At 64.5% G+C, this 13,354-nt stretch carries 12 protein-coding genes; 3 read left to right on the top strand and 9 right to left on the bottom strand.

Annotated elements, in window-relative coordinates; all coding sequences use genetic code 11:
• Nucleotides 1–5 precede the first annotated feature (5 nt).
• The 3 genes from IVB46_RS40835 (at nucleotide 6) to IVB46_RS40825 (ending at nucleotide 3,933) form a co-directional block, all read left to right on the top strand.
• On the top strand, nucleotides 6–1,241 hold the full coding sequence (locus IVB46_RS40835) for an ABC transporter substrate-binding protein (RefSeq protein ID WP_071910607.1): 1,236 nt from the start codon (nucleotides 6–8) through the stop codon (nucleotides 1,239–1,241).
• Nucleotides 1,242–1,411: 170 nt separating this feature from the next.
• On the top strand, nucleotides 1,412–2,461 hold the full coding sequence (locus IVB46_RS40830) for an acetylserotonin O-methyltransferase (protein WP_247303838.1): 1,050 nt from the start codon (nucleotides 1,412–1,414) through the stop codon (nucleotides 2,459–2,461).
• 161 nt (nucleotides 2,462–2,622) lie between these two features.
• Nucleotides 2,623–3,933 (top strand): ABC transporter substrate-binding protein, encoded by a 1,311-nt coding sequence (locus tag IVB46_RS40825; RefSeq protein ID WP_208088083.1) that lies wholly within the window; start codon nucleotides 2,623–2,625, stop codon nucleotides 3,931–3,933.
• 204 nt (nucleotides 3,934–4,137) lie between these two features.
• Here IVB46_RS40825 and IVB46_RS40820 read toward each other — a convergent pair whose 3' ends face one another.
• The 9 genes from IVB46_RS40820 to IVB46_RS40780 form a co-directional block, all read right to left on the bottom strand.
• On the bottom strand, nucleotides 4,138–5,307 hold the full coding sequence (locus tag IVB46_RS40820; RefSeq protein ID WP_247303840.1) for a Gfo/Idh/MocA family oxidoreductase: 1,170 nt from the start codon (nucleotides 5,305–5,307) through the stop codon (nucleotides 4,138–4,140).
• A gap of 50 nt (nucleotides 5,308–5,357) precedes the next feature.
• Nucleotides 5,358–5,672, bottom strand: coding sequence for a septal ring lytic transglycosylase RlpA family protein (locus IVB46_RS40815; RefSeq protein ID WP_071910599.1), 315 nt, complete (start codon nucleotides 5,670–5,672; stop codon nucleotides 5,358–5,360).
• A gap of 102 nt (nucleotides 5,673–5,774) precedes the next feature.
• Nucleotides 5,775–6,620 (bottom strand): CmcJ/NvfI family oxidoreductase, encoded by an 846-nt coding sequence (locus tag IVB46_RS40810; RefSeq protein ID WP_247303841.1) that lies wholly within the window; start codon nucleotides 6,618–6,620, stop codon nucleotides 5,775–5,777.
• 225 nt (nucleotides 6,621–6,845) lie between these two features.
• Entirely contained in the window at nucleotides 6,846–7,784 is a 939-nt protein-coding gene (locus IVB46_RS40805) for an ABC transporter substrate-binding protein (protein ID WP_247303843.1), read from the bottom strand.
• Nucleotides 7,781–8,881 (bottom strand): LLM class flavin-dependent oxidoreductase, encoded by a 1,101-nt coding sequence (locus tag IVB46_RS40800; RefSeq protein ID WP_247303845.1) that lies wholly within the window; start codon nucleotides 8,879–8,881, stop codon nucleotides 7,781–7,783. Before IVB46_RS40800 ends, IVB46_RS40805 begins: the two co-directional genes overlap by 4 nt.
• Before the next feature lie 29 nt (nucleotides 8,882–8,910).
• Nucleotides 8,911–10,083 carry an acyl-CoA dehydrogenase family protein gene (locus IVB46_RS40795; protein WP_247303847.1) on the bottom strand — a complete coding sequence of 391 codons (1,173 nt, stop codon included), beginning with the start codon at nucleotides 10,081–10,083 and terminating at the stop codon, nucleotides 8,911–8,913.
• A complete protein-coding gene (locus IVB46_RS40790) occupies nucleotides 10,077–10,877 on the bottom strand; it encodes an ABC transporter ATP-binding protein (protein WP_247303848.1) in 801 nt (266 codons plus the stop codon). The genes IVB46_RS40795 and IVB46_RS40790 overlap by 7 nt, the downstream gene beginning before the upstream one ends.
• Nucleotides 10,871–11,893 (bottom strand): ABC transporter permease subunit, encoded by a 1,023-nt coding sequence (locus tag IVB46_RS40785; protein WP_063981662.1) that lies wholly within the window; start codon nucleotides 11,891–11,893, stop codon nucleotides 10,871–10,873. Before IVB46_RS40785 ends, IVB46_RS40790 begins: the two co-directional genes overlap by 7 nt.
• A complete protein-coding gene (locus tag IVB46_RS40780; protein WP_247303850.1) occupies nucleotides 11,871–12,974 on the bottom strand; it encodes an ABC transporter substrate-binding protein in 1,104 nt (367 codons plus the stop codon). The genes IVB46_RS40785 and IVB46_RS40780 overlap by 23 nt, the downstream gene beginning before the upstream one ends.
• Nucleotides 12,975–13,354: the final 380 nt, after the last annotated feature.

Genomic DNA, 13,354 nt, shown 5'->3' with positions numbered 1-13,354 from the left:
CGACCATGCGACCTTCAATCCTCGGCAGCAGCCTCCTCACCTCCGCACTGGCGCTGTGCCTTGCCGCACCCGCCTATGCGCAGTCGAACGATCCGATCAAGATCGGCGTCATCGCCGAAGTGCAGTCGATCGCGGGCGCTGCGACCCCGGGCGGCGCGCAGATCGCTGCCGACGAGATCAACGCCAAGGGCGGCATTCTCGGCCGCAAGGTCGAGATCGTCACCTATGACAACAAGAGCTCGTCGGCCGACTCGGTGCGCGCCTTCCAGCGCGCGGTGAGCGAGGACAAGGTCTCCGCCGTGATCGCGAGCTATATCTCCGAAGTCGTTCTCGCGCTCGAGCCCTGGGCGGCGCGGCTGAAGATGCCGCTGATCACGCCGGGCGCCGCCTCGAACGAGATCACCAAGGCGATCCACAACGACTACGAGAAGAACAAGTACACTTTCCACGGCTATCTGACCTCGGCGGCCCAGGCCCAGCTCGTCTGCGACGCCGCCAAGGATCTCCTGGTCGACAAGCTCAAGTTCAAGACGGTTGCGATCATGAGCGAGGACGCTGCCTGGACCAAGCCGCTCGACGTCGGCTACGAGGCCTGCCTGCCCAAGGCGGGCCTGAAGGTCGTCGAGCATGTGCGCTTCTCGCCCGATACCACCGACTTCACGCCGATCTTCAACAACATCGAGGGCAAGAAGCCTGACGTGATCGTCACCGGCATCTCGCATGTCGGCGTGCAGCCGACGGTGCAGTGGAAGAACCAGCAGGTGCCGATCCCGATGTTCGGCATCAGCGCGCAGGCGCTGAGTCCGACCTTCTGGAAGGACACCAATGGCGCCGCCGACGGCGTGCCGTCGCTGGCAGTGGCGACGCCCGACGTCGCCGTGACCGCCAAGACGAAGCCGTTCGCGGCCGCGTTCAAGGCCAAGTTCGGCACGCCGCCGGCCTATACCGGCTACACCGCCTATGACGAGGTCTACTTCATCACCGACGCGATCAAGCGCGCTGGCTCGACCGATCCCGACAAGATGGTCGCTGAACTGGAGAAGACCGACTACGAGGGCACGATCGGCCGCATCCAGTTCTACGGCAAGGACGACGAGTTCACCCACGGCATCAAGTCCGGTCCCACGACCGTGTCCGGTCTCGTCTTCCAGTGGCAGGACAGCAAGCAGGTCGTGGTCTGGCCCGAGAAGATCGCGGAAGGAAAGCTGAAGTTTCCGGCCTTCGTGAAGCTGTCGCAGTAACCGGCTCGTCCCGGCATCAGGCCCACCGCTCATTCGCGAGCGGTGGGCTTTTCCTTGCCCTTCAGGAAGCATGCTGCGCCGCGGCCGGCCCGTAGCGACCTTGGGTCACGTTGACGTTTTGCCGCCACCTCCGCCATCTACCCCGCCGGTGATGAAGCGGAGCATCTCAGATGGACGCAGGCATCTCTCCCGGACAATCCCCGGCACCTCAAGATTTCGCCCAGATATTCAGGCTGATCGGTGGGTACCGCATTTCGCAGGCCCTGCGCGTTGCCGTCGAGCTTGGCATTCCGGATCACCTGGCGGCAGGCCCGCGCCATTGCGACGATCTCGCGACAACGACCGGAAGCCATGCTCCGACCCTTTACCGGCTGCTTCGCTTCCTGGCCGGTGCCGGCCTGCTCGACGAGACGTCTCCGAAGCAGTTTGCGCTGACACCGCTTGGGTCTACCCTCCGCGCCGATATCCCAGCTTCGATCTGTCCGGTGGTGCGGCTATGGCTCAGCGAATCGCACTGGCAATCCTGGAGCCATCTTCTGCACTCTGTACAGACCGGCCAGCACGCCTTCGATCACGCACACGGGACCGGGGTCTTCGACTATTTGCGCGAGGACGCCGAGCTCTCCGCGATTTTCAACGCGACGATGACAACCAGCTCCGCCCGGTTGGCCAATGCACTTCTCAAGCACTACGATTTTCACGGGATAGGCCGCATCGTCGATATAGGCGGCGGACATGGTTTCACGCTCACAACGATTCTGGCCGATCACCCGACCATGCAAGGCGTGCTGTTCGACCTTCCCGATGTCGTAGCCGGTGCTTCTCTGGAGGCGATTGGAGGCAGGAACCGATGTGAGATCATCGGCGGGAGCTTCTTCGAAACCATTCCGGCAGACGCAGACGCCTACATCCTGAAGCAGATCATCCATGATTGGGACGACGATCAATCGCTGGCGATCCTGCGAAATGTTCGCGTGGCAATGCCAGGACATGCTCGGGTTCTGCTGATCGAACGACGGATCGAGCCAGATCATCGCGACGCCATGCGCGTACTCCATATCGACATGGAGATGCTGGTCAATGTCTCCGGCATGGAGCGCACCGACGCCGAATATCGATCCCTGCTGGAGCAGGCCGGATTCCGATTGGCGAGGGTGGTGCCGTTGCTCGACGGTGCAGGCTTTGCGGTATTCGAGGCCATGCGCTCCGACACGAACTGAGATCGGGCAGACCGCTCGATGCAGTCCGTCTTCGCAGTTGCGTTCTGCGCCATGACCCGCCTATCGACCTTTCGCCATGTTGACTTTCCATCGTCCCGCTCCCCATAATTCGTAAAAAAATAACAAGACCAATCAACAGACGGGTTTTGAGGGAGGATAGGATGCCGACTTCACGCAGGCAGTTGCTGAAGAGCTCGGCGGCTGCCGCCGCCGCACTCAGCCTCGATTGGACCCGGGCCCAGGCGCAAGCCGAGAATTTGCGCATCGGCCTGATCTACGACCTCACCGGCCCGTTCGCGGCGGGCGGCTCGGTCGCCTCGTCAATCGGCGCGCAGATCGCGATCGATCTCGTCAACGAAAAAGGCGGTGTCGGCGGCAAGACCAAGATTGCTCCGGTCGCCGCGGATTCCCAGAGCAAACCCGACGTTGCGATCAACGAGGCCGAACGCCTGATCAGTCAGGAGAAGATCGACATCATCAACGGCGTCTATGCGAGCTCGCATGCGGTGCCGCTCGCGGCCAAGGTCGAGCAGCAGAAGAAGATCCTCTGGATCACGACCGCGGTCTCGACCGCCGTGTTCAAGGACAAGAATCTGCAATACGTGTTTCGCGCGCAGATCCATTCCGACCAGTATGGCCAGGCCTTCGCGAGCTTCCTCGCCGAGCATGCGCAAGGCAAGCTCGGTATGGATCCGAAGGACGTCAAGGTCGCGCTGATCCACGAGGACGGCCCGTATGGCGTCGGCGTCGCGGCGGCCGACGAGGCCTACGCCAAGCAGGCCGGCATCCAGGTGGTGCTGCGCGAGGGCTACTCCGCCTCGGCGCCCGACCTCTCGGTGCTCGTTACGAAAATCAAGCGCGCCAAGGCCGACGTGATCTCGCATGCCGGTTACAACCCCGACATCACCCTGTTCCTGCGCCAGGCGCGCGAGAGCGGATTGCGCTTCAAGATGCTGTTCGGCGCCGGCGCCGGCTACAGCCAGCTCGACAAGCTGCGCGCCACCTTCGGCGCCGACATCGACAATTTCTGCAACATCGATCCGGTCCCCGCGCAATTGCTCGATCCCGCAAAGCTCGCGCCGGGCATCGGCGATCTGACCAACGCCATGGTCACGCGCTACAAGGCCAAGACCGGTGCAACCGAAGTGCCGCCGCATTGCTCGATGGGCTTCAACCAGACCTGGGTGCTGCTCAACAACGTGCTGCCGGTCGCCAAGGAGAAATACGGCAGCTTCGATCCCGAGGCCATCCGCAAGGCCGCGCTCGACGTCGACATTCCCGCCGGCGGCACCATCCAGGGCTACGGCGTCAAATTCTTCCCGCCGGGCACGCCGCTGTCCGGCCAGAACGAACGCTCGACGCCGGTGGTGATGCAGAACGCCGGCGAGCGCATCTCGGTGGTGTGGCCGACGAACATCCGCACGCAGGACCCGGTGTTTCCGCTGCCGAAGGGTTCGACCTACGGGGCGTGAGGTGATGCGGACGGTCTCTTCCCCTCTCCCCTTGTGGGAGAGGGTGGCTCGCCGCGTAGCGGCGAGGCGGGTGAGGGGTTATCTCCGCAAGCAAATCTCTTACGTTCGAACTCGCGGAGAGAGACCCCTCATCCGGCGCTCCGCGCCACCTTCTCCCACAAGGGGAGAAGGGATGGCAGCGTGCCTGCGGTCTCTTCAGCGGCCCTACAACACCACCCGCCGTCCCTCCTCCGCGGCCCAGTAGCCCGCATAGTTCACCTTGATCGTCTCATACGCCAGCGCCAGGTCCGACAGCGGCTGCCTCCCGCTCACGGCGCATTCCATGAAATCCTGGATCTCCTGCAAGTACCCGCGTGTCCACTCCTCCTCGAGACAGACATATTGCCAGCCGGTTTTGCGGTCGACCTTCTCGGTGATGTAGACGCTGGCGAGCTTCTCCTCGCTGGTCTGGTAGCTCATCAGATGCGTGTTAGGGGTGATGTTGGCGAACAGCGAACCGCCGCTCGTGTAGGTTTCGATCAGATTGCGCACGCCGCCCATGATCATGTCGCCGGAAAACACGGTCGCCTTGGTGCCGTCGGAGAAGGTCGCCGTCAGCGTGCCCCAATCTTCGACATCGACCGGATTGGCCTTGATGTAAGTGCGCTCCTCGGGCTTCAGGACGGCCGTGACGTTGCCGACGTCGCCGGTGACGCTGGCGACGCGGATGGCTTCGCCGCGCGCCCTGGCCTCCACCTGCTTGAGATAAAGCACAGCCGAGAGCGGATGGCAGCCCATGCGGATCAGCGAACCGCCGCCGGTCATCGCCCATTGCGCGGCATGCGCCGCGTGCGAGCCGGAATGACTCTCCTCGCCCTTCATGAACAGGATCTTGTCTTTCGTCGCCCTGATGATCTCCGCGGTCTTGGTCACCGCGGGCGCGTAGACCCAATCCTCCGCATACATGAAGAGTTTTCCGGTGCGCTCGATCGCGGCGCGGGTCGCGTCCATCTCCTCCAGCACCCGCTCATACATCAGCGCCTTCGGCACATGCTTGCCGATCGGCTGCGCGTCGCCTGCCCGGCCGAAATAGCCGGCGAACGGCTTTTCGCAGATCACGTGCTTGCCGGCCTGCATGCTGGCGACAATCATGTCGGCATGGAGATTGGGCGGGGTGCAGATGTCGATGACATCGAGCTCGCGGTCCGCGATCAGTTCGGCGAAGCTGCGATAGACCCGCGGAATGCCATGGCGGCCGGCGAATTCAACGACATGATCGCCGCGCGCCGCGACCGCCGCGACCTCGACATCCACACCGTAGACGCGGCGGAACGCATACATGTGCAGCTCCGACACGAAGCCGCAGCCGACAAGCCCCACCCGAATCCTGGCCATAGCACCCCCCTTAGCCTTGCGTTGGGCGGCACTATAGCGCGACGGCCAGCCTATTCCACCGAGACCCGCACCACGCCGGCGCTCATCATGCCGAGCGCTTTGGCCGCCGGCACCGAGAGATCGACGATCCGGCCGCGGATAAACGGGCCGCGATCATTGACGCGGCACTGAATCGACCGGCCACCGTAGGACACCGTCAGCACGCTGCCGAACGCGCGCGTGCGGTGAGCGCAGGTCAGTTCGCCGCCCTTACCGGCTTTTCCGTAACCGTAGTATGAGGCAAGCCCGCTTTCGGCTTGCGCGACAGAAAATGCAGAAAGCGAAAAAGTGGCCAGACTGAAGAAAAGCGTCGTCTGCGTTCGCACGGCACCGCTCCCGGTTGCCCTGCCCGGCGCTGCAAACGTCGATTTGTTCCGGTAAGTTCCGGGAACACTGCCGCGCGCGCCCGGCAGTGCCATCACACATTGTTACTGTTTATGGAACACCAGCGTGCGGACCTCGATGCTTTCGCGCGGCGCCGCATCGGCCGGCGTGGTCGGATCGACGAAGGCCGTATGCGGCCCGAACCGGGTGCGGCCGTCGGTTGCGGAATCATAGCACTTGAGCAGCAGCGCCTCGTCCGGCGTCATCTCGGGGAAATAGAACCAGCGGTGGTTTGGATTGTATTTCACCGAATAGGTCTCGCCGCGGCGATTGGGATAGATCAGATCGGAGGCGACGAGATCGTCGGGCGCGATCGTCCTGCCGTCGGCCATCGCCAGCGGTGAATCGCGCAAGGGTCCGCGGATCGGCCGCCAGAGGTTGATCACCTGCACACGCCCCTTCAAAAGCGTGTCGGCTTCGTCGGGCAGATGCTCGCGCACGCGGTTGGCGCCGGAGACGGCGGTCTGGTCGACATGGACGCGCGTCGCAGGCTGGCGCGGGCCACCGTCGCGAATATCCGCCGCCCCCTCGACACGCCTGCGCACGGTATGATCGAAGATGACGACCCGGTCCGCCTTCAATGTCGCGCGCAGGAACGCCTCAACGGCGGGATAATAGACCGCCCGGATTTCCTCGTCGTTATAAAAATCCTTCACCTGCGTCGGGTGACGCACCAGCGCAAAGCCCTCGCGATCGAGCGAGAAATTATCCGCGATCAGGCGCGCATCGAAGATCGGGACCTGATGCGGCTCGGGCAACGACGTGCTCTTGGGCTCGCCCGGCGGCGGATCGAAAGCATAAGTACGCGGCTTGCCGGAAACCGGCGCGAGGTAGTTGAGTTCGGCAGTGACGAAGGGAAGCGATTCGATTTTTGTTTCTTGCAGGCCCATGGCCGGTCTCCGGATGTGGTCGTCTGTTTCATTTTTGACGGAGTGCGGCGTGCTGCAAGGGAGGCGGTGTAAATAGCAATGGGGCTGTTGTCGGGAGTTCGAAATGCAGAAGGAATGTTTCGAGGAAGGCGATTGCCCTGGAAACGTCCTCCTTTTCTCACGATCCCTTGAAGCGCCCGTGAGAGCGTTCTTCCTTCTCCCCGTGTGGGAGAGGGAAAGCGCGCGCTACAGCCCCGCCTTGGCGATCGCGTCCGCAAACGAACGGTCGACGATCTCGGCCGCATCGAGCTTCTGCTTGATCAGGCCCCAGCGGAAATAGAGGTCGATCGTGCTCTGCTCGTCCGCGACCACGCCGTCGTCGATCGGCGCGATGCGGATCTTTGCGCGCGACAGCCAGTTCTGCGGCACGGCGGTCGGGATGTTCATCAGCTTGCCCCAGGTCGCGGCATAGCTGTCGACGTTGCTCAGCGACCATGCCCGCGCCGCCGTGAGGCGGCGGATGAAGTCCGTCAGCTCCGCGCGCTTGTCGCGGATGGCGTCGGGCCGCGCAACCTGGAAGCTCAGCCCCGGCGTCAGGCCCTCCGAGGTGATGACGCGGCGCGATTTGAACAGCACCTCTTCCTGGCTGACATAGGGCTCCCACGTCGACCATGCATCGACCGAGCCTTGCGTGTAGGCGATCTTGGCATCAGACGGCGCCAGGAATGCGATCTGCACGTCGGACGCAGCCCAGCCGTTCTTCTCGAGCGCAGCGAGGATCAATTGATGACCGATCGAGCCGCGCCCCGTTGCGATCTTCTTGCCGCGCAAATCGGCGAAGCTCTTGATCGGCGAATTCTCCGGCACGAGGATCGCGAGCCCCTCGCGGGTCTGCCGGATCGCGGCGATCGCCTTCACCGGCGCGCCGGAGGCTGCGGCAAAGGTGAAGGGCGCATCACCGACGATACCGGTCTCGATCGCGCCGGCGCTGAGCGCCTCGAGCAGCGGGGCAGCCGCCGGAAACTCCTTCCACTCGATCTTGTACGGCACGTCCTTGAGCACGCCTGCCGCTTCCATCACGGCCTGCGAATTGCCCTTCTGGTCGCCGACGCGCAAAGTGGTTTGCGCCGCCACGAGCTCCAACGAGCCGAACAGCAGCGCGCCGGCCAGCATGAGGCGGATCATTCCGCCGCCTCGCCGCGAACGGCCTGGCGCTTGGCGACCAGCTCGCGCGTCAGCGGGATCAGCTCACGGCCATATTCAATGGCGTCGATCAGCGGATCGAAGCCGCGGATCAGGAAGTGGCTGATACCGAGATCGTAATAGTCGCCGAACACTTCGGCGACTTGCTCGGGCGTGCCGACCAGCGCGGTGGTGTTGCTGTTGGCACCCGTGAGCTTCGCGATCTCGGTCCAGAGCCGCTTGTCGATGCGGCTGCCCTGGTCGGCGAGCGCGAGCAGGCGCCGCGCGCCGGCCGTGGCATGGCCGTCGGCGGGCTTGCGGTAGCCGGTCTTGTCCTGGAGCGCGGTCGCGCGTGCCAGAATCTCTTCCGCCTTCTCCCAGGCCTGCTTCTCGGTCGGGGCAATGATCGGCCGCACCGAGAGGCTGAAACGCGGCGTCGGCCGTCCCTGACGAACCGCTGCGTTGTGGACGCGGGAAGTGACGTCGCGCACCTGCGCATAGGATTCACCCCACAGCGCAAAGGTGTCGGCATGCTTGCCGGCGACCTCGATCGCCGCATCCGAAGCGCCGCCGAAATAGATCCGGATGCCCTCGGGGCGATACGGCTTCACCTGCGAGAATGCGTTCTCGACCTGGTAGTGCCTGCCCTTGTAGGTGAACGGCTTGTCGCTGGTCCATTCGAGCTTGAGGACATCGAGGAACTCGGAGGTGCGGGCATAACGCTCGTCCTTGTCGTCGAGCGTGTTGCCGTCCTGCCGAAGCTCGGTCGCATTGCCGCCGGTGATGACATGCAGCGCGACCCTGCCGCGGGAAAACTGGTCGAGCACGGCGAACTGGCGCGCCAGCAGCGTCGGCGCGGTGAAGCCCGGCCGCTGCGCGATCAGCACATTGAGGCGGTCGGTGACGCCCAGCACGTGCTGGGCAATCTGGAGCGCGTCCGGCGTTGTCGAATGAAACGCCAGCAGCGCGCGGTCGAAGCCGGCATTCTCGTGCGCCTTCGCCACCGTCTCGATATGGGTGGGGTTGAGGATCGGCCCCTCGCGGACGACGGTTTCGGACGAATTGTTGTTGCTGATGAAGCCGATGAACTCGATCGACATGATCGTCTCCCTGTTTGTTTTCCTGAAAGCTAGAGGCCCAATGCGGCGCGGCCGAGGCCGGTGCGGGTGGCATCGTCCTGCGGCGTGTGCACGCGGCCGCACAAGACATCGCGATAGTGCCGCTCCAGCGGATTGGTACGGGACAGGCCGTGATTGCCGGTCAGAGACAAGGCATCCTCGACCACGGCGACGGCGTTGTTGGTCACCGTCAGCTTGATCACGTTGGACTCGCCGGTGGAGAGATCGACGCCGTCGTCGAAGTCGCGGGCGAACGTCTCGATCAGCCGTGCATTGACTGCGAGCCTGGCCTCGATGGCACCGAGAATCTCCTGCGCCCGTGGCAAGGTCGCAAGCGGCGCGCCGAGGCTGGCGGGAACGCGCTGCTTCAGGAACGAGACGAACCAGTCGCGCGCGGCGCGAGCAATGCCGTCATAGATCGCGGCGACGAACACCGTGTGCACGGTCGCCTGCGCAACGTCGGGCGTGCGCCACTCCGAAGGCCTTCGGACATCGACCTCGGCATCAAGCGGGATCACGACGTCGTCGAAGATGACATCATGGCTGCCGCTGGCGCGCAGGCCGTGATGATCCCAGGTCTCGACGATGCGGGTGCCCGGCAGTCCAGCCGGCACTAGGAACTGCCCGACGCGCGGTTCGGCTTCGTCGGTCCGCGCCCAGACCAGATACCATTTCAGGATCGGCGATCCCGTCGAATAGATCTTGTGACCCGTGAGGCGCCAACCGGTTTCGGTGCGGCGCGCGATCGTCGCCGGCAGGCCGCCGCGCGCGGGCGAGCCGAGTTCGGGCTCGACGCGGAGCGCGTTGACGAGCGCGAGGCCCTCGACGCTCTCACGCGCAAGCTTGCGCGAGAGCTTCGCCGGCCAGGTCGGGCTGCGCCCCATCACCAGATGGTTGATGTAGTGCATCGACAGCACCAGCGCGGTCGAGGAATCGGCCTTGCCGATGATACCGATGACCCGCGCGGCGTATCGTGCACCCGCCCCGGCGCCGCCATGAACGGCGGGCACCGTCAGCGACAGCAGGCCCGCCTCGGACAGCTCGCGAAAATTCTCGAAGGCGAAGCTGCCGGTGCGATCATGCTCCGCCGCACGCGCGGCAAAACCTTCGGCCAATGCCTCGGCGCGCGCAATGTAGTCTGGCTCACTATGGGCGGTGAGCCCTTTGGCTACAGAAGTCACCATGTGGCATCTAATCCCAAGAGACCTAAGATCTGGCGGCGCAGATCCGCCAGATATGGATCGCCGCGATGGCGCGGATAGGGCCGGTCGACACGGATGTCGGCCTTCACCCGCGCCGGGCGGTCGCTGAACACGATGACGCGGTTGGCGAGCACCAGCGCCTCCTCGGCGTCATGCGTCACCAGCAGCGTGGTAAAGCCCTTGCGCTGCCAGAGCGAGACGAGCTCGGCCTGCATGGTAATGCGGGTCAGCGAGTCGAGTTTGCCGAGCGGCTCGTCGAGGATCAGGATTTTTGGATCATTCACGAGCGCGCGGGCGAGCGCGACGCGCTGCGCCATGCCGCCGGAGAGCTGATGCGGATAGGCATTGCGGAACGACGACAGCCCAACGAGATCGAGCGCGTCATCGACACGCTGCCGCTGGCTCTTCAAAATGCCCTGGGCCTCGAGGCCCAGGGCGACGTTGTCCCAGACCGACCGCCAGGGAAACAGGGTCGGATCCTGGAACACGACGACGCGCGATGGATGCGGCCGGGTGATGCGCGCCTCGTCCTCGCGGAGCGTCCCGGCCTTGGGCTTGTCGAGACCGGCGACGAGCCGGAGCAAGGTCGACTTGCCGCAGCCGGAGGGGCCGAGCAGCGCGACGAACTCGCCCGGCTCCACGGAGATGCTGACGTCGCTGAGAACAGGCAGCTCAGTGCCATCGATGTCGAAGGCGTGGCTGACCTGCTCGATGTCGAGCGCGGCGCCGGCGGCCGGCGGGGTCGTGACCTCGGCCAGTGCGGTTGCGGCTACCATTTCACGGTCCCCTTCTGCCAGACCAGCAGGCGGTCGCGGATGGCGAACAGCAGCGTGATGGCGCCGGAGCAGAGCAGCGACATCACGATCAGCGCCGCATACATGTTGGCGTAGGCGGCCCAGCCCTGCGCCCATTGCAGGTACCAGCCGAGCCCGGCCTTGACGCCGATCATCTCGGCCACGACGAGCACGGCGAAGGACGAGCCGAGGCCCATGAACAGGCCGACGAAGACGTGCGGGAGTGCCGCAGGGATCGCGACCTTCAGCACCAGGAAGGACGGCTTTGCGCCGAGCGTGCGTGCGACGTCGTAATAGGCGTTGCTGACGCTCGCGACGCCGGACCAGGTCAAGACGGTGACCGGGAAGCCGGTCGCGAGCGCGATCAGGAAGGTCGAGGCGCTCCAGCTCGACGGGAACGTGAAGAAGGCGATCGGCAGCCAGGCGGTTGCCGGCAGCGGGCCGATGAAGCGTAGCACCGGATGCACCCAATAGCCGACCGCGCGCGACCAACCGATCGAGACGCCGGTCAGGAAGCCGACCGTGGCGCCGATCAGATAGCCGCCAAGCTGCAGCTTGACCGAGGCGAAGACGCTGTCGAGCAGCTTTGGCAGATCGTCGGTATAGACCTCGATGATCGACTGCGGCGGCGGGAAGAACGGCAGCGGCAGCCAGGCGAATTTTGCCGTGGCAACTTCCCACAGCGTCAAGAATGCGCCGAGCGCCACGAGCCAGGGCGCGCGCTGGCGCAAGGCCTTACCGGCGGAGCCGAGGTAGTCGGCGCCGACGGTGCCGAACAAGGCGATTGCGGCAACGATGAAGGCGGCGATGCCGAGCGAGTGCGTCCGCGACCAGTCGCCGACATCCTCCCACCACAGGCAGGACAGGCCGAACGCGATCCACGCGACGCTGGCGAGAATGCCGACGCCGGATTCCCGGACCCAGCTCGCAAGAACCGGCGCGCGCGAGAGGCGCGGCGCGCCGGAGGCGAGGCCGTCAGACAGCGAATACGTCGACATAGATGCGCTCCGCGAATTTGGCGGTATCGGTGCTTTGCTTGAAGACCTGGACGCTCTTCAGATCGTCGGCATAGGCCTTGAGCTCGCGCTTCAACACCTCACCCACGGGATGATGATGGTGGGTGTGGTAGCGCACCATGCCCTCGATATCGGCGAGCGACGCCGTCTTCGGCGCGTAAGGCTGGAACGATTTTGCCGTCACGACCGGATTCTGCGCGGTGAACATCGCGGCATCGAGCAGCGCCTGCGTCAGGGCACGCGCGACCTGCGGCTCCTCGCGCACCAGGCTGCCGCGCAGGCCGAGGATGCAGCAGCTCTTGTCGCGATATTCGCCGTCGAGGTTGGAAGCGACTTCCTTGTACTGGGTGTCCTTGAGCCAGAGATAGCCAAGCGGATCGGACGACAGGAAGGCCTGCACCTCGCCCTTCTCGACGGCGACGTTGAGCAGGTTGCCGGGATAGGCGCGCCAGTCGACATCCTTGACCGGGTCGATACCGAGCTTGGCGAGCTGAATGGAGAAGAAGTTCTTGTCGGGGCCACCGAGGTCGCCGACTGCGACGATCTTGCCCTTGAGGTCGGCGAGCTTGCTCACATTGGAGTCTGCGCGGGTCAGGACGCGCATGCAGCCGCCATGGGTGCCGGCGGCGATCTTGACGTCAAAGCCCTGCTCCAGCGGCTTCAGCCAACGCAGCGCCATGCCGAGCCCCGCATCGCTCTTTCCCGTCGCGATCGCCTCGAGCAGCTGATCGGTCGAGCCGGAATAGTTGATGAGCTCGATGTCGAGATTGTGCTTCTGGAAGAAGCCGTGCTCGATGGCGACGGGCACCGGGGCGAGACAGACCGCGCCGGCGTTCCAGGAGAGTTTCAGCTTGCGCGGCGCGCCGGTGAGGACGGGGCCATCCGCGGCCGTCCGGCACAGCGGAAACTCAGAGAGATCGACACCGGGCGCGATCGCCTGCGGCGCAAAGGCCTGTGCTGCACCAAAGGCACCAAGCGGCGCGGCAAACGCCGCCGCAAGCCCCGCCCGCAGCAAATGGCGCCGGTCGAGGCCAGATCCGCTGCGCTTGTTGTCGTTGCCCATCAGTCCCCGCTCCTGCGCTGGCACAGCTCCGCCATTCACGCAACGTCTCGCGTTGCGCATGTTCCATGTGGAGCCGCGTTGAGAGAATAATTTCGCCGGCGCTTCCCGCGCCGCTTTGATGCGATGCGCAAATCATGCGGCGCAGTCGCCGCATCGTCAATGAAATGGAATTTCGAATGTGGCGCGAAGCGAGGTCATTCTCTCCATCAGCGCATGGGACAGCGATGAAACGATTTTCGTTGCTGCATCATCCTGCAAGGATGCACCGCGACTCCGCAGCCTGCATCATTTTTGCGCATCACCCGCCGCGCACGCGGTGCGTTCTCGAAAGCGGCGCTGCGCTGAAACGTCATTGCCTGACGCATCTGCAATACGGATAG

This window comes from Bradyrhizobium sp. 61, assembly GCF_023073075.1.
GTDB classification, from domain to species: domain Bacteria; phylum Pseudomonadota; class Alphaproteobacteria; order Rhizobiales; family Xanthobacteraceae; genus Bradyrhizobium; species Bradyrhizobium barranii.
Note: the sequence above shows the minus strand (reverse complement) of the source record. Positions and strands in the feature narration are given on the sequence as shown.